The sequence below is a fragment of the Gracilibacillus dipsosauri genome (assembly GCF_003176895.1).
GTDB lineage: Bacteria > Bacillota > Bacilli > Bacillales > Amphibacillaceae > Gracilibacillus > Gracilibacillus dipsosauri.
The window spans coordinates 151,482-168,937 of sequence record NZ_QGTD01000021.1; the positions used below are offsets into that span (position 1 = coordinate 151,482).

Genomic DNA, 17,456 nt, shown 5'->3' on the forward strand with positions numbered 1-17,456 from the left:
TTACACACGGATTTTTACACTTAATACCTCCACTAAACAATCTTCTTTTTATGAAATTTGCTAGAAATCAGCTTTTTTTAGTTTCCACAATCCAAGGATATTTGAAATGAGTATCCATGATAAAAGGATTAATATGGCACTCATCAACTGACCATTAAATGTGACAGTACTCATTTCAGTAAGGGTATGCAATGACTTTTCTGGTAGCAACATTAAAACCATATCTGAGAAACTAGCTGGGAATAGTTTAATTAAAGCAGGTAGGAACATTACACCAATTGCAAATATAATTCCACCAGCAGCAGATCGAAAGTAAAATGTACCAGCTGCACTTAATAAACTATAAAATAAGGGCAGAATGACAGTCCCAAACAGTTTAGACAGCAATACTTGATCGTTGAGTGAAACTGTACGCATGTTATTTGTAAGAAGGACAAGTTGATCTAATCCAAAAATGATTAAAGTCAAGGTTATACTAATAATGAGAGATAAAATCATGATAAACAAAATTTTAGAGAGATAGAATTTTTGACGAAGTGGCGTAATCGCCAAAGATGTATGTATGGCATCATGTGAAAACTCTTTAGAAATAAAAGTTGCTGAAAAAATTATCAGCATGATGGCCGCAACATCCATCCCCAGCAATGAAATATCAATAACTTCCATAGCTGGCAGTTCAGTTAAATCCTTTCCCTGGGTCACCCCAAGTGTAAATAAAAAAATTAAACCAAAAGATATACTCAACAAACTTAAAACTATTAAATAATTTCGGTGGCTTGTCAGAAAACTGATTTTCTTAAAATCAGCATTAATTAAGTGCTTCATTGTTTTTCCCTCTTTCATTTTTATGTGAGACGTAATCAGCTTTCCCTTTAGTTATTTCCATAAATAATTCTTCCAATGTAGGTTGAACTTTTTTGAGCTGGTAGATGACAATATCATGTTCACGGGCAAGATGACCAATTTCTCTTGAATCTAAATTCCGTACTTCCAAACCATCTTTTTTTTGCACTACTTCAGCACCATTTGTTTTTAAAGCCGCAGTCATTTTAACTAAATCATTTGCTTCAACATAGACATAAGAATTTAAACTTTTTTGATTCATTTCTTCAATGGTCATATCTGCAAGAAGCTTACCCTGCGCAATAATGATAATACGATTGGCTACGGCTTGTATCTCACTCATCAGGTGACTCGATACAATAACAGTTTTTCCTTCATCAGCAAGCTGTTTAAATAACCTCCGAAGCCACTTAATACCATCTACATCCAAACCGTTAAATGGTTCGTCAAGAATAATTGTATCAGGATTACTGATCAAAGCAGTTGCAACTCCTAATCGCTGTTTCATGCCTAAAGAGTAAGACTTTATTTTTTTATTTTTAACTTTTTCCAATCCCGTAATTTTTAACATATCCTCAACCTTGCTTTTATCAATATTAGCGGCTGTTGAGAAGAATGATAAATGTTGACGTGCTGTTAAGTTAACATCTATAGCCGAAGGATCAATTAATGTACCAATTTTTTGTGTCGGTTCAGCAAAGGAATGGTAATATTTATTATCCACGGTAACCTTCCCAAAGGTGGGATGTACAAGTGAAATTATCATTTTCATTGTTGTTGATTTACCCGAACCATTAGGTCCTAAAAAACCTGTTACCACACCTGGTTTAAATGTTAAATTCAGCCGATCTACAACTGTCTTTTGATCATATTTTTTCGTTAAATTGTTTAATTGTATCAATTTTTCTCACCCTTTTTCTCACAATAATAGTTATATGTACAATCAATAAAATCACGGCAGAAATTAAATAAAAACAGATCCTCTTCCGGCCATTGATGACTTTGTTCCAAACCGCTAGTATAAGCTTCAATCACTTCAGAATTGTGATCTGTCGCCCTTTCGATAAATTCATACCATTTCTTTCCAAAGTGATAGCCTGTATCACTTTTGTAAAGTATGTTATTTATTTTGTGTGATGTTGCCTCCAAAATAAGTTTTTTCCAATGCCAATAAACTTCAATGATTTCTTTATAGCTGGGATCCCTTTCTTTAAAAAGTTCAGTTGTTTTTTGGTCAAATGAGACAGTAGAATAATCAAGAATCGTTTCTTTATTCAATTTAAGTGCAAGTTCCATCATCGACTCCAAATCATGATTTGAATGGCCCGTATCAATGGTTGCAACTATGGCCTCGATAATAGCAATGTTCATTTTGATTTCCATTTCCTTTTGAAAAAGGATTTCGGATTGATCTTTTAAAATATCTCTTACACCGTGTTTATTATTGACATTGACAAGATGGTTTTTAATCTCCTTGAGTGGAACGCCCAACTTTTTATAAAAGAGAATTTGTTGAAGGGTTAATAAGTCATTTTGTGTATAGTACCTCTGTTTTTTATTTTTATCTCGTTTTGCAACGAGCAATTCGATTTTATCGTAATACTGAATAGTTCTGATGGTTGCTCCTGACAATGCTGCTAACTCGCCAACGGAATACAGTTTTTCACACACATGATCACCTCTTAACATTTATTAAACCATGTAACGTAACGTCACTTGCAAGTAGTTTATAGGGAAAAGTTAAATTTAATCTACCAAAACGCCTTAAACAATAAAATGTGCTTATTCAAAAACGCTTCATTGGAATAAGGAGCTACTAATCTGATATGGTGAGCATCAACTTAACTCATGAATATTTAGATAAACAATATGTGTTTTCCGGGGAAACTGTAAATTTTTCTGCGTGTTGTAAGAAACATGATAAAGAGGATTTAGTGGGAGCTTCTGCAGGTAATTGACCTAATTTTTTCGTATTGTAGAAACCATATCCTTTCTTTACCCATCGACATTTAGCTTCACGGATCATAGCTTGGAAGATTAGCAAGGCATAAAAATTAATAATATAAGAATTAAAAAACAGGAGCTATTACAATGCTCCTGTTTTTTAATCCCTTATTGCTTCGCTAAAGAACTTACCAAATGGACTTTCTCTTGAATATTCAATGATACAACTTTATATACACGTAATCCGCATCTCCATTTTTTATTTGAAATTCACCATCCCCTAAAGAATTCTTGACACAAAGGGAATCTGTCGAATTATATAACCTAACATGAAGCAAAGTGGTATCGTGATCAGCACCGTAGCGAGAAACATGAAAGAAGGGGGAAACTGGATGACCTTCAATCCAGAGATAACAATAGCGATAATCGGTATATGAATGATGTAAATCACGAAGGAGTGGGTTGACAAAAAGCTCCAACCCTTTCCTTGATAAAAAATTCTTTTACGAAAGAATATGATTAATCCAAGGTTGATTCCAACGCAGAATAGAGCTTCCCACAGAGAGAAGACCAAAGATGTCCAGCTCCAGCCGCCAGAGAACTGTAATCGGTCTAATCCAAATATAAAGGCTAAAGGAAGAAGAAGAATCGATGCTCCAATTGCGATTCCAAACCCCGCCCTACCCATAGAATCAGAAGTATTTCGAAACCAATTGCGTTGGTAAGCGATGATTCCCATAATGAATAGCCCGACATATTGTGGGAGATCATAGCCACTTGCGGTAAAAAGTCCAACGAATGATTGAACTTCGGGAGCCCCGCCGGGTAAACCGAGAGCCGGGATCCACAATCTTATGATGAAATACGATACTGCTAATATCATGACAAAGAAGGTAAGCATCGTGTAGGTAGGTGGCGTACTCTGACGAACTACCGATAGCTTATTTTTGCTCATAAATTTTATCCAGACTGCGTATAAACAAATGAATACGAAAAGTAGCTCTACATACCACATCGGCCCATAGGTTAAATGTGAAAAATAGGTTTGCCATGTAAATGGCTCCTGACCGAGTATATAAACTTCAATGTGTTGAACTTGGCTAAGAATGAGAACGTAGAAGATAAACGGGAATAAGAAGCGGATGCATCTATCTTTGATAAATCGAGTTGCTCCCCTACGTTCAAAAGATGAAGGGACAAAATAACCAGAAATTAGAAAAAACGTCCCCATGAAAAAAGTCTGATTAAAAGCAAGAAATAGAAGGCCTATAAAAACCTCAATAGACCCTTGTGTTAATACATCATTATATATGGAAAAATAAACCAAGTGGTGTAGTACTACCAATATTGTAAGTGCTGCCCTTAGGTTATCAATAAAGTATAACCGACCTTCCTTTTGTGGAGATGAACTCCCTATATGGTTTGGATTCATCATAATTCTTATGTTCTCCTCTATAAAAATTTAAAAATATATCTCAAAGGAACATTCGCAAAACTGCACGGCTATATATAAGCCGTCCTATTTGCTGTATATTTTAATTTTCACTTTTAGTTGATCCTCCTATTTTCCAAGAGGCTAAACCTATGATCCCACCAAGTACAATAAATACAATGTCCATAACAATTTCAAATCCCTGTAACGCATCAATATAATTTACCAAAAACCAACTTTTCCCACCGTTAGTCAAATGATTGATTAATCCGCCTATTCCTTGTATAAGAAATAGTAAACTAAGCCCACTAATAAATTCTTTCATGATGAACACCTCATTAATAATTTTTTAATTTAATATGCCTCTAAGACCGATGTTGAAAAAAACTGCACCTACTATTCCTATCGCTACCAAAAGTGAAGAAATTGGAGCTTCAATTAATTTTGATCTGATTTTATTAAGAAATTGTTGCAGTTTCTCTTTAAACATAATATTAACCCCCAACAGAAGAAGAGAAGGAAGTACCATTACTAGATTGTAGCCAATTATAATAAAGATAGAAGAGGAAGGCTCAATTGTTAGGTGATTCATTAACAAAATGGAATAAAAGTAAGGCAATGCAGTTATAAATTCAATTAGAAAAACAATGATACCTAAGACGATTATCCCTTTCATCGTTATTTTTTGGGGGATAAATGAAATTAAACGTTTTTTTGTAGTAGCTTTTGGTTTACTGAAACTAATTAGAGCAATAATCGCTCCAAAAAGCATATAAAACCAATTGATAAAGTCAAATTCAGATAATTGTCCGATTCCTCTCAATAATGAATCTCCACCAAAGTATAGTAATAAACCCACCAGAAAATAGCCAAACTGCGTAATAAACAAAAAAACAAGCAGGTGAGAAGAAAATTGATTAGGCTGTGTCAGTAATAAATAGGCAGTTACTGCAAGTACACCAGGACTTAATATATCAACTAATGAGCAAATAGAAATAATTAGCAAAGCTATTGGTGTGTCCATTGATGAAGAAGGCATTAAGGCTTCAATACTTTCGATCAAATATAGAGTCCCTCCTTTTTATATGTTATCATTAAAATAACACATCGTGCTAAAAAAATAATAACACACTGTGCTAAAAAAAGGAAGTGATTTTATATGCCAAGGATTGTTAATCATGAAAAAAGAAGGAAGTCAATTGCTGTAGCGGCTTGGAATATTATTAAGAAAGAGGGAATCGAAAAAGCATCTATAAGAAGAGTTGCAGTTGAAGCAGGGATGTCTGCTGGAGCGTTAAGACATTATTTTTCAACTAAGGATGAAATGTTATTATTTATCATGAATTATTACTTGGAAGAAGGGAAAAAACGTTCTCAAAGTAAAAGTTGGTCAGAAAATCCATTGCAGGCAGTCGAGGAAGTTTTATTGGAACTTGTACCAATTGATGAAGAAAAGAAGATCGAATCGAGTGTATGGTGGATCCTTGCACTTCAGTCACTTACAAGTGACCCATTAAAGGAAAAAAAAGATGAAATGACTAACGGTACGTATGAATTAGCAAATTCAATGATCGAGATACTAGTTCTTCGAGGGATTTTATCTGATTCAACTAATGTAAAATTAGAAAAAAGTAGGCTATCGGCATTAATTGATGGATTGTCCATTCATGCTCTGTTAAGACCTGATGTCTACTCTCCGGAAAAGGTGAAGGAAGTAATCCATTATCATTTAGAAACACTCTGTAATGAAAGTCAATTGAGTTAGTTGATCATGTATCAATATTATTCGATGAGTTAGTAGATTTTGTTTTTTAGAAAAAATTGAATTTTTTCACTTAAAAGCTGCAATAGCCGAGCAAGGAGTGACTCAAAATTTGGCAACTACTATTGTGTTAAAAAAGCAGATTAGTGGAAGAAACCAACTGTTCGTTTGTCTATATTCGAATCGATGTTCTGGTACCGATTTTTCTCTGTTTTTGAACTCAAAGAAAAAAGCAAGCGGCCTAAAAGACACACCATCTGACCAGCCAAGAGTGAGCATACGAAATCCCTTGAAAACCTTCCAGTTGTGTGGTTCTTCATTCTGCTAAACAGTTCAATCTCCTTACTTCGATTAGATGAAAATAAGGAGGATGATTCTGAACCTCAAGAGAAGACAATAAGAAGAAAGCTAACCCAATGCTTGTTTTATTCACGTTGGCCGTGGCCAGTTAATAAATGAAAATCGTTTAGTAACTGTTATGCAACTGTAAATCCATTAAGATTATATCATTGTCGATAAACAAAGTATTGTGCTAGGAGGAGAAAAAATTATGTTCAATGAAAGAATTATATTACAAAATGATATAGACTCATTCCCAGGAAGATGGTTAGGAGGGCTTTCTTTAATAATAGCTCCTATCTTATTAGTTATTTCTGCACTGCTTAGAATACAATATAATTTCTTTTTCCCTGATCAGTTAGCAACTTATGATACACATCCAACCTTAATGCTCACATCCTATAGTCTATTTTTAATTGGAATGATTTTATTATTTCCAGCTATTTTAATCCTTGTACAGTTAATTAGTAAAAAAAAGCCACGTCTAGGTCTTTGGGGTGGTTTATTAGTAATTGTTGGTTTATTTGCAAGGGCGTTCCACTCGGGAGTAGATCACTTCGCTTTTCAAATTGTAGAAATTGAAAATGTTGAAGTAGCTACAAATTTTGTTGGCGAGTTTTACGGTATGTTCCATGTTGTTAATATATTAAATTTTTCTATCCTTTTTGGCTGGATTGTATTAGCTATAGGAGCATATCTGTCTAAGGTTTTTGGGTGGTTTCGATCACTTGCTTTAGGAATGATGTTTGTCTAAGCATTGGGGGTACTAAAAGGAACAAATACGACAACAATAATCTCACTAACAGGACTCTGCATAGCTCTTCCTCCTTTAGGTGTTCAAGTTTTGAAAAGTGGGAGTAAGCCCAAATTGAAAACCGTACTTTTTTACGTAGTTATTATTGTATTGGTGCTCAGTTCGTGGTTATTCATGAGTGAAATGGAAAGACCTAATTAAATTCATGTTGTGTTTATTACAAATTAGAGGTATATGTAAAAGGTGCTTCTGTTGATGTAATGGGACTTCCCTAATCCACAGAAGCTTTGCATCTCTTTCACATTTCAATTTTCCACAATCGGGCGCTATTCTTATAAACAAATTAGCCCATTTAAGGCCATTTTCTTTGTGAATCTGATGTGGATTTGAAAAAATTGTTATAATTCAAGTTTTGGATATGAAAAATAAGCTCTAACGATTGGTATGAAAGGGATTTGAAAGGGATAGGTGCAATTCTATTATTTATTCTAAATGTGTCCCATAAAGCTTCCCACGAAACTTTTTAGTGAGCTGTCTGTTTCCCTCTTCAAGTTTTTTGATACGCTCATTCTTTGCTGCCAGGAGGAGATCCTTACCTTTATCCGTTATCTGTTTTTAATTTTTTGTACGTGTATGGCTTTCCTTTTGTTCCCTTAGCACTTCAATTTGCTATCTAATATCCGGTTGATTGTAAGCCGCTGGCAATATTGATCAACTGATTCAATAATTCCGTGCAGTATCAATTGATCATAAGGGTGAAAAACCTTTACATAGATGTTTGTTTACTGGTCTATAGCATCAAAATCGTTCTAGCAACCTCTTCTATTCGCTAAACATAAGGAAAACGTGAACTAACGTTCCCTTCCTCATTTTTGCAATGTCATAATTTGCCCTGTAGGGTTATGTATTCCTGGCATCATTTGTACCATCATATTGAGTATTGTTAAATTCGTTACTATTAGCACTAAAAGTAAGTGGAGGCATATTCAGATGAGGTTGCGACACTAACAATTGGTGTTTTAATCTCGCATCTTCTAAAATCTGAATTATATCAAATGTTAGCAAGTGTAAGAGCTTCTTTTTTTGATAAATGAAGCCCTCGCTCAAACTCTTTATCTCTATCTCTTTTATCTGCTACATTAAAAAATACTGTTTCAAATCGTTGAGGCACTGGACCTTTTATATGAGATATTAGATTTGCTATGGTTACTCTCTGGAGTTGGATGCCATAGTCTTCTTCTGATAATTGTTTAATTGCTTGATAAACCCCATTTTTTTCAGATATACATTTTTCCAACATACTATCAATAAGTAAGATAGAAATATCCAATGAGCAACCTACTTTTCTGTACTAGTTTGAAATACTATTATACCTATTTCTACGTCGTAAAATAAATTCCCTTCTTAGCTACCTGCTAGTTCGCTTAAAAACTTCAACAAAAAAGCATTAATTCTTACTCAATTAACTACCTCTTTAACAGAATATGGATGCCTTGGCATTCCCTTCAGATTTTTAAGTAAAGATGTTCGGCTATAAGAATGATGAGAAAATTGACATTTACGCGATATTAAAGAGAGTTTTATTTATACCGGAAAAACTTATCATAATCATCAATTTGATCCGGACTTATTCCAGTTTTATTAATCGCTTCTTGTTGAAATGAATTATTGCAACTTTTACATATATAGTATTTATTTTCTCCTTTTTTGATTTTATAATATTGTGAATCAGAATGATTAATCGTAAATTTATTTTTGCAAAAAAAACATATAGTATCCAACATATTTTTTTCACACTTCCTATCAGATTTTTATTGAAAAGTAACTATTTTTTAAACCTATGATTCAAAATATGAATTTTTCCTCTAATTTCCTGCCATTCTAAAATAATTTATTTTTAACTTCAACAAGTTACAAGCTTATCCGTGAACTGTATTTTTACTAAAAATATGACGGCTATGCCTGTAATGGAAGGAAAAGCTGTAATATAATAAAGCTACTTCATGCAACTGTTCAACAAAATGCCCCTTTGAAGTGCAACTCGTTTTAACACAAACGGACTATAACTTCAAAGGCATATTCAATGTATTTCATCTACCTCAAGCCATTTAGGAGTCTCAAACTTAAATGATAAGTAGTCTTTAAAGACTTTCTGACGGTAACCACATTCTGGATAACATTATGGTGAGTCGATTGCTTCCACTTACGATTTTCCCGAACTGGAACGGATCCCTTATCTGTGTTTTCGTGATATTACCATTCTAGTAAGGTCAAAAAATGACTGATGTGGTCGGAAACCTTCTTAGGATGGGTCAAAGTGATGATGTGATTAGCGCCAGGTATACTCACAAAGTTAATATTGGGAATTTCCTTATATAATTGTGCGATTTTAAAGAGATCTTCTGAGTCCTCCTCGCCTATGATAAAAAGTGTCTTCGTTTTAATATCTCCCAATCTTTCCATCGCTGAATTGAAGGAGACAGTTTCGAATGTTTTCCAATCAAAGGACTTTTGAATATTATGTATCATCATTTCGCGCAATAAATCGTATGCTTTTCCGATAGAAACGCTCCAGGAAGGCTCACTTAATGTTATATTAGTCATTTTCTCGACATCTGGTGCAGCTTTAGAAACTCGGCTCTCTAATTCCGCATGTTCGGAAGAAAATTTAAACCCCGACAGGCCTGGAGCGACCAATACCAGTTGAGAAACCCTTTTCGGATAGGTCAGAGTAAAATCAGTTGCAATTTGTCCGCCTAGGGAATGTCCAACGAGGGCACCTTTCTTAATTTTAAGATGGTCCAAAAGTTTTCTAAGATCCTCAACATAATCAATGGGTTCATTCGGAATGGGTGACCTTCCTGCACCCCGGACATCAAGAGTGATTACTTTGAACGACTTTGAAAGATGTGGTGTGATGAATTCCCAGTCACGTGAATCCATAGCTCCACTATGAAGGAGTATAACCGGCTTTCCGTTTCCTTTAATTTCGTAATGAAGATCCATCTATTTCAATCTCCTTTCCCTGAAAAAAGTAGGCACTGCTCATGACTATCTTCGTTTCATTTCTAAGATTCCTTTTCATATCCCCCAAACAGTTCATAAAACCATTTATTAAACTTGTTCGGTTAAAAAGGAAGTTTAATGTACCTTACAAATGATTTAATTGTTTAAGAAGGTCCTATTTCACGACTTTATTAATGTCCATCCGCTTTAATGTTCCAATGAGTGATTTTAGAACCTAAACATCCCCCTTATTTATTTCACACACTGTGATGAAACGATAATAACACAGTGTGTGAAATAAAAGCAAGAGGTGATTTAAATGCCGAAAATAGTTGATCATGATCACAAAAGAAAAATGATCGCTGAAACAGCTTGGTTCAAAACGGGTTCTTTTAATTTAATTATGGGTCTGCGGGTTGTTTTTGATCAAACCTTTATTCTAAAAAGCTACAGTAAATAAACTTAATCATTTTTACTCGACAATCATCCAATTTGTATCTTTTTCTAACGTGATTATATATTGCGAATACTGTGTGGCTTTTGTTGCTTCGTCAATATATTTAACAGTAACCCATACTTTTATTTGGTTCTCTATGGTCTGGAATACTGGATTGACTAGCCCTGAAAATAGATAATCCTTACCAATCGGTGGTAAAGCATTATTTTTCACATAATAATCAAGTTCCTGTTCTGTTGCAGTCGGATAAAATGTAAAGAACGTCTCCAAAAACTCTGTCACTTCTTGCACAGTATCGGAATCAACTGTACCATTACTTTCAGGTTGTTGTGGCTCATAGTCTGATTTATTCGGTAGCTACATAAGGTAGGGTTTTGTTTAATAACTAAGTTACCTATATTATCTTGATGTAGTATGATTCGATAGGTGGATCGGACCCTTTCGCTATTTTTATCTTCCGTAATTTTTTGATCTACCGAATAAACAACCGCATAGGTACTATCATTCTTTGGTGACACTGACCAGATATCAATACCACTCACACTGGAACTAGTAGGAATATCCACTCTAACAGTATCGGTATTTAATGCTTGTAATTCCTCTGTCAAATAGTGACTGATCTTTTCCACCCGTTGTTCAATGGAATCTTTTTCATTTTGCCATGTGTAGTAATCTTTCACAAAGTTTTTCGTAAAGCTCTCAATCGCATTGGTATCCATGATCTTGGTTTCAATGATTTCTCTTTCATGAACGGTATGTTGATCAATTGCTGTAAAGTTTTTATAGATCCCAAAGGCTAGGCTACCAATAAGTAATATCCATAAAAGAGTTACTGTTTTTTACGTGTACCGACAGTCCGTACTTTCATTTTTCTGGATTTTGCTTCGGTCGTTTGTTTTTCTTTTCTTTTAAAAAATCTTCTCATCTGATTCAAACCTTTCTATTGTTTAATACGTCCAGCTCCAATTAAGTGCTTTTGCCAGTAGGTTGTAGTCTACAGATGGAGTTTAATAATAAGTATAGACTTATTGAATTTCATCATGTGGTATGCTACATTAGGAATGTCACTTATTAAAAGGCTTTAATAAGTTGAATGAGGTGTAATAATGATGAATGAGACCGAAAAATCATTAGATAAAGAAATCCTATCGAGCATCCGTCAAGTGATGTTCAAAAATGGAAGTGCAACTAAAGGCGAACTTAGAGATACATTAGATATTAGCTTCCCGACAATAAGTAAGTTCCTCTCGCGAATGGAGAAAAATGAGGAAGTGGTATCAGTTGGTTTAGATGAATCGAGTGGAGGAAGAAGGGCCAAACGATACCTGTATAATCACGACTGTATGTTAGGTTTGGCTATTATCTTAGAGCGTGACAAGGTGAATTATCTTATTTTTAATTGTGCGGGGGAAGTTAAAGAAGAAGGGAAAGGACCAAGTGTCTTAACAGATGATGGGCTTTCTTCATTAACAACTTTTATTGAAGAAATAATCACAACGCACTCTTCGAAAATTAAATCTTTAGCAATTGGTGTGCCGGGTTCGGTTAATAATGATCGAATATTTTATATACCAGACTATAAATCATTTCAAAATGTTGATCTAAAGGGCCACTTTGAGGATTATTTTTCATTGCCTGTTGTCATTGAAAATGATATGAATGCAGCTGTACTTGGGTTTTACTATCACAGAAGGATGAAGGATAATCGATCACTCGTCTATTTAAATGTTAGTCACAATGGTCAAGGTGCTGGATTTATGATAAATGGTGATGTCGTTCGTGGAAGCACATTTTTTGCCGGGGAGATTTCCTTTGTGCCTCAATATAGTGATCGAAATTTTGGACAAGCTTTTGAAAAAAAAGCCAGCTTCGGTAAGAAACTGATTTATGAAAATAAACAAATCGATGCTATCAGCAGGTTAGTCGCCTCCTTCGTAGCAATCATCAACCCTCATACAATTATTTTTTGTAGTGATGAAATGAATCAACGGCTGGTAAAAGAGATTAATAGGATTAGCTCAACCTATATCCCATCAGAGCATCTTCCCGAGATTGTGATGAGCAACTGGAGACAAGACTATTTATTTGGGTTACGGAAGTTAGGTCTAGATTTAATAATGAATCGACCAATATAGAATATTTTTTAAAAGATTCTAAGGAATTTATGTTACTACTTATTAAAGTAGTTTAAAAAGTGGTTAATAGCTTCAAGAATGAGGGAATCATTAATGAAAAAGCAAATGAGGAAGCTATGGGATGAAATCAGTGAGTTTTGATATATTTAGGAGTGATGATAAATGAACCTTGAAAAAGAAGTAGCAATACAACATAATCCGACAGGAACAGCTCGATTGGGATTAGCATTGCTCCTTGGATTGCTTGCCTTTTTAGGACCACTTAATATTGATATGTATTTGCCTAGTTTCCCTGGAATTGCTCAAGATTTAGATACAAGTGCTACACTTGTGCAATCAAGTTTAACGGCATGCCTACTAGGGCTGGCGATAGGACAGTTGCTAGTTGGCCCTATTAGTGATGCTGAAGGAAGACGGAAACCGTTAATTGTTGCTACGTTCCTGTTTGCTTTAGCGTCCATTCTATGTGCCCTTGCTCCTAATATTGTGGTATTGATTGCAGCACGATTTATACAAGGACTAACCGCCTCTGCAGGGGTTGTTCTTTCACGTGCAGTAGTACGAGATGTGTTCAACGGACGAGAACTTACGAAGTTTTTTTCATTACTAATGGTTATTAATGCGGTAGCTCCGATGATAGCACCAATAATGGGTGGTTTCATCTTGTCTTTTGAAGCGACCAGTTGGAAAAGTATTTTTTTCTTTTTAGGCTTCATTGGGCTGTTAATGGTCATGGTAGTTGCAACAAAACTAAAAGAAACATTACCAGCAAGTAGACGGATTCCAAGTTCGGTAGGAGCTTCATTAACAACGATGGGCAGCTTGCTCAAGGATCGTTCATTTATTGGCTATGCCTTAGTAGTTGGTTTTGTCCATGGCGGCAGTTTTGCCTATGTATCTGGTACACCTTTTGTCTATCAGGATATTTATGGAGTATCTCCTCAAGTATTTAGTGTGTTATTTGGTATCAATGGACTGGCAATTATAACAGGTAGCTTTCTTATAGGGCGTTTTAGTGGAATTATTCACGAACAAAAGTTGCTTCAGACCGCAGTTGTGGTTGCGTTAACTGCAACCTCGCTTTTGCTTGTGATGACAATCATAGAAGGACCATTAGTATCGCTCGTTATCTTAATTTTTATATACATGATTACGATGGGGATGATTACGACAAGTACCTTTACATTAGGGATGGCTAATCAAGCTCATCGTGCAGGAAGTGCAAGTGCAGTTTTAGGTATGCTTCCATTATTGCTTGGTTCCATATTTTCACCACTTGCGGGTATTAATGAGGCATCGTCGATTCCAATGGGGGCAATATTATTTACAACCTCCCTCATCGGTTTTATTATATTATTTACATGCGTTAAAAAGGTTGAGGTTGAGGCATGATGTACCTTTTGTTTTCGTACAATGCTAGTTATGAAGATTATTAGTTCTCATGAAAATGAACATATACAATTATTTGTCCCACTGATTTTATTTCAGTTGGGCTTTTTTTATGGGAAAAAGAATAAAGATATGCTCAATTGTGTCTAGCTCCAAGCATCCAAAAAATCGCTGTCATTCTTTTCAATTTCTGTACTTTCAATTCATTTGTGAATGACTATATCGTGATTATTAGGCTTGTTGCTCTAGCATCATTTCGATCCTTATCAAAATTATATTGAGGTAATAGTCGAGTGCAGAGTAAGATAACCTTAATAAATCGATATAGTAAGCGGGTGCTTAAGATAGCCTAAAATAATGAAATACAAGTTGCACAATGTTACACAGACACATTCAATTCTATTTTTAAACCGTTTAGAAAGTTTGTCTTTAGCTCAAATTCCATTGCAATAGGTAAATTTAACTTTCTTTCCATCTATAAATTGTGTAATCTATATTAATAGAGTAACCTATTTATTTCCACCAAAAATAGAGGTGATCATGATGCTAAAACAATATAAAAAATGGCAGCGAAATAAGAGAGTGAAGAAAATTAAAGAAGGTGATGGACATCGGATAAAGCCCTTTCGGTTCTGGCAATTGTTTACGAGGACAATCTTTCATATACATTTGAACGATCAAGAAGGTGTAAGGAGGAAGTATTCTGTCAGTGTAGAGTTTTTTGACGAGAAAGAGCAGGCAAAGCTTTATATCGATGATCGGCATACCGCTACATCTGATGTACCTGCATCTTTTCCGGTGCCAGATGGATACATTGAGCTCGACATGACCATGTATGGCTTGAAGCGTATGCATTATGTAAGTGGAGAAGCAGAACAAATGCTTGAACCAGATCGCAGAAGTGCTGAGGGCTTGAGGAAAAGGTTTCACTGGAAATTTCCAATGATTAGTAAATGGATTGGTTGGATTGCTGTTTTTACTCTACTTGTGTCACTTGTACTTGGAATTCCGCAAATCATTGAGGTTATTACATATATGGACTTTATCAGAGAGCATGTCGCTACTTTTACCTCACCTATTCAACTGCCACAATCGCTGAACATAACCTTACTTATTCTCTCAGCTATTGCTGCCCTTGAACGTGCACTGACACTTAAAAATCATTGGCTGATAGATATGGAAACAAACAGCTTCGAGGATTTTTAGGAGAGTACGAGAAAAAGAAATGCATTTAGCTTTAAAAAAAGAAGTGGAGGAGAAAGCAAGGGGGCATTTTATTTTGAACACACAAACAGATAAGGTGAATTTTTGGAAAAGTAAACATTTGGATTTAATGGCTTGTTTACGTGCTAGCTATGTTAATCATGCTTTCTCTAAGCATGCCCATCGTGAATTTGCTATCGGAGTTATTGAAGATGGTGTGGAGGGATTTTACTATAAGGGAGAAATACAATTTGCGCGGAAAAATAATTTGGTTATTATAAATCCTGAAGAAGTTCACACAGGCTATCCAGCTAACACTTGTGGCTATACTTATCGTATGATTTATCCAGAAAAAAAATTAATTGAAGAGATATTAGGGATCGAGCATACAGCTAAAAATCATTTGTTTTTCAAAAAAGTGCTGATTAGCGATCCTGAAATAGTCTATTTGTTCCTAGATTTGCATTACACTCTAGAATATTCAGACTCTGAACTGGAGCAAAAAGAGAAATTTATCCGTTTTTTTTCAATGCTGCTACAAGGTTTTGCGGAAAAATCATGGAATCATGTGAAGGAAAGCACTTTACCACAACAAAGAATCCAAAGAGTAAAAGACTACATACACGAATGTTATGATGAAGATATTACGTTATCAACACTGGCAAGAATATCAGGTTTAAGTGAGTTTCAATTCTCTCGAACATTTTCGAAGCAATGCGGTATATCACCTCATGTTTATCTTAGTCAAATTCGAATGGAAAAGGCAAAGAAATTATTAGATAACGGAATAACAATTGCGGAAGTAGCGGTAGCTGTAGGTTTTGTCGATCAAAGCCATTTCTCCAGACGTTTTAAGAAAATTTTTGGAATTACGCCCGGACAGTATGTAGCTGCCAGCAAGGATGTACAATACTGATTACCATCTTTCCCCTATAATCAAATCACATCACGATTTTTTGAGGGGGAACAGAATTGAGCGATAATAACCAATCATCTTTTTTAGGAGTTATATTTGGTATAGTTGCAGGCGCAGCATGGGGTTTAGCCTTTCTTATACCGAGTATGCTCTCCACTTTCACTTCGTTGGAAATTACTTTAGGGCGCTATTTGATGTATGGTTTATATTCTCTTACTTTATTCATTATCTACAAAAAACATATCTTACCTATTCCGATAAGAATATGGTCTAGAGCGTTGCTTTATGCTTTTACTGGAAATGTCGGTTATTTCTTCTTTCTAGTATTAGGAATCCAATATGCAGGAGCTACCATTACTACATTAATTATTGGAACATTGCCGATTGTCATCAGTTTTGTTGGAAATTTACTGAATAAAGAATTTCCTTTTAAAATCATGTTAATTCCTGCATGTTCCATACTAATAGGAATCCTTCTGGTGTATAGTAGTGAACAAGGAAATGACAGTAGTATCCTTGTTTCAAAGGGGAATCTTTTGCTCGGATTGCTATGCTGTTTCATTGCGCTCACCTTTTGGACCTGGTATGGAATATCTAACGCCAATTTTCTTAAAAAAGAATCCCAAGTTTCTGCTGATCTTTTTTCTACGATGGTTGGGATTCAAACATTAACATTGGTGTTATTCGTTTTGTTTATTAGTTGGGTAACCAATCAGCAAATAATGAGTAACCTTTTGGCTAAAGATTATCTTACGCATTATTTTATTGGTATTATCGTGTTAGGTATTATTGCTTCATGGATAGCGACATGGGCTTGGAACCAAACTTCAATGCGCTTAACCGTATCTATGGCTGGGATGATGATTGTTTTTGAGACATTATTTGGGCTCCTTTATTCTTTTGTCTATCACATGACCATTCCTACTATTTGGGAATGGATGAGTATCTTTTTTATTCTATTCGGTGTTACATTTGGCATTTGGAGAATTAATGGATTTAAAATTCTAAACAAAAGTCTATAGAAAACGATTAACTTATTAATAAAAATAAAGCAACCTAAGCCTTATATTGCTACGTGCTCTGGTTGCTATATTTTACCCAGCGTAAACTGGCAGTAAACTCCTCTGATTGAAGTTCACTTTATTGTAAGATGCTAGAGGGAAAAAAGGTTGCAACTCTCAGAAAACATGATATAATACGTAATCATTACGATTTATTCCGATGTATATAGTTATTTAATAAAGGGGAGTGAAGAAAGACGCACCTTACATAAATG

At 35.0% G+C, this 17,456-nt stretch carries 17 protein-coding genes and 2 pseudogenes; 8 read left to right on the top strand and 11 right to left on the bottom strand.

Annotated features, from left to right (window positions below; all coding sequences use genetic code 11):
* Nucleotides 1-60: 60 nt before the first annotated feature.
* From DLJ74_RS19845 to DLJ74_RS19875, 7 genes are all read right to left on the bottom strand, one after another.
* Nucleotides 61-825: a hypothetical protein gene (locus DLJ74_RS19845; RefSeq protein ID WP_109985789.1), complete on the bottom strand. Its 765-nt coding sequence runs from the start codon at nt 823-825 to the stop codon at nt 61-63.
* Nucleotides 809-1,744, bottom strand: a complete 936-nt coding sequence (locus tag DLJ74_RS19850) for an ABC transporter ATP-binding protein (protein WP_109985790.1) — start codon at nt 1,742-1,744, stop codon at nt 809-811. Before DLJ74_RS19850 ends, DLJ74_RS19845 begins: the two co-directional genes overlap by 17 nt.
* On the bottom strand, nt 1,741-2,514 hold the full coding sequence (locus DLJ74_RS19855) for a MerR family transcriptional regulator (RefSeq protein WP_181397694.1): 774 nt from the start codon (nt 2,512-2,514) through the stop codon (nt 1,741-1,743). Before DLJ74_RS19855 ends, DLJ74_RS19850 begins: the two co-directional genes overlap by 4 nt.
* A gap of 175 nt (nt 2,515-2,689) precedes the next feature.
* Nucleotides 2,690-2,869: a DUF3173 family protein gene (locus DLJ74_RS19860; protein WP_109985792.1), complete on the bottom strand. Its 180-nt coding sequence runs from the start codon at nt 2,867-2,869 to the stop codon at nt 2,690-2,692.
* A gap of 198 nt (nt 2,870-3,067) precedes the next feature.
* On the bottom strand, nt 3,068-4,222 hold the full coding sequence (locus tag DLJ74_RS19865; protein ID WP_245902400.1) for an acyltransferase family protein: 1,155 nt from the start codon (nt 4,220-4,222) through the stop codon (nt 3,068-3,070).
* Between the two features lie 100 nt (nt 4,223-4,322).
* A complete protein-coding gene (locus DLJ74_RS19870; protein ID WP_054788050.1) occupies nt 4,323-4,544 on the bottom strand; it encodes a hypothetical protein in 222 nt (73 codons plus the stop codon).
* Nucleotides 4,545-4,568: 24 nt separating this feature from the next.
* Complete coding sequence (locus DLJ74_RS19875) at nt 4,569-5,282, bottom strand: GAP family protein (RefSeq protein ID WP_109985793.1); 714 nt, start codon at nt 5,280-5,282, stop codon at nt 4,569-4,571.
* Nucleotides 5,283-5,378: 96 nt separating this feature from the next.
* Here DLJ74_RS19875 and DLJ74_RS19880 point away from each other — a divergent pair, with 96 nt between their 5' ends.
* Complete coding sequence (locus tag DLJ74_RS19880) at nt 5,379-5,984, top strand: TetR/AcrR family transcriptional regulator (RefSeq protein ID WP_054860889.1); 606 nt, start codon at nt 5,379-5,381, stop codon at nt 5,982-5,984.
* A gap of 149 nt (nt 5,985-6,133) precedes the next feature.
* Here DLJ74_RS19880 and DLJ74_RS21065 read toward each other — a convergent pair.
* Nucleotides 6,134-6,349: pseudogene (locus tag DLJ74_RS21065) on the bottom strand (IS4 family transposase); the annotation flags it as partial.
* A gap of 182 nt (nt 6,350-6,531) precedes the next feature.
* Between DLJ74_RS21065 and DLJ74_RS19885 the strand changes: the two are divergent.
* On the top strand, nt 6,532-7,074 hold the full coding sequence (locus DLJ74_RS19885; RefSeq protein WP_054788049.1) for a hypothetical protein: 543 nt from the start codon (nt 6,532-6,534) through the stop codon (nt 7,072-7,074).
* A gap of 1,051 nt (nt 7,075-8,125) precedes the next feature.
* Here DLJ74_RS19885 and DLJ74_RS19890 read toward each other — a convergent pair.
* Entirely contained in the window at nt 8,126-8,404 is a 279-nt protein-coding gene (locus DLJ74_RS19890; protein ID WP_109985794.1) for a DUF1572 family protein, read from the bottom strand.
* A gap of 923 nt (nt 8,405-9,327) precedes the next feature.
* Nucleotides 9,328-10,080 (bottom strand): alpha/beta fold hydrolase, encoded by a 753-nt coding sequence (locus tag DLJ74_RS19900; protein WP_054860893.1) that lies wholly within the window; start codon nt 10,078-10,080, stop codon nt 9,328-9,330.
* Between the two features lie 319 nt (nt 10,081-10,399).
* Between DLJ74_RS19900 and DLJ74_RS20600 the strand changes: the two genes are divergently transcribed.
* Nucleotides 10,400-10,540, top strand: a complete 141-nt coding sequence (locus DLJ74_RS20600) for a hypothetical protein (RefSeq protein WP_181397695.1) — start codon at nt 10,400-10,402, stop codon at nt 10,538-10,540.
* 12 nt (nt 10,541-10,552) lie between these two features.
* Here DLJ74_RS20600 and DLJ74_RS19905 read toward each other — a convergent pair.
* A pseudogene (locus DLJ74_RS19905) lies at nt 10,553-11,462 on the bottom strand (conjugal transfer protein).
* Between the two features lie 184 nt (nt 11,463-11,646).
* Between DLJ74_RS19905 and DLJ74_RS19910 the strand changes: the two are divergent.
* From DLJ74_RS19910 to DLJ74_RS19930, 5 genes are all read left to right on the top strand, one after another.
* A complete protein-coding gene (locus tag DLJ74_RS19910; protein ID WP_109985795.1) occupies nt 11,647-12,672 on the top strand; it encodes an ROK family transcriptional regulator in 1,026 nt (341 codons plus the stop codon).
* A gap of 186 nt (nt 12,673-12,858) precedes the next feature.
* Entirely contained in the window at nt 12,859-14,064 is a 1,206-nt protein-coding gene (locus DLJ74_RS19915; RefSeq protein WP_109985863.1) for a Bcr/CflA family efflux MFS transporter, read from the top strand.
* Between the two features lie 540 nt (nt 14,065-14,604).
* Nucleotides 14,605-15,267, top strand: a complete 663-nt coding sequence (locus DLJ74_RS19920; RefSeq protein WP_109985796.1) for a hypothetical protein — start codon at nt 14,605-14,607, stop codon at nt 15,265-15,267.
* Nucleotides 15,268-15,340: 73 nt separating this feature from the next.
* Complete coding sequence (locus DLJ74_RS19925; RefSeq protein WP_181397696.1) at nt 15,341-16,180, top strand: AraC family transcriptional regulator; 840 nt, start codon at nt 15,341-15,343, stop codon at nt 16,178-16,180.
* Between the two features lie 56 nt (nt 16,181-16,236).
* Nucleotides 16,237-17,202 carry a DMT family transporter gene (locus DLJ74_RS19930; RefSeq protein ID WP_109985798.1) on the top strand — a complete coding sequence of 322 codons (966 nt, stop codon included), beginning with the start codon at nt 16,237-16,239 and terminating at the stop codon, nt 17,200-17,202.
* Nucleotides 17,203-17,456 lie beyond the last annotated feature (254 nt).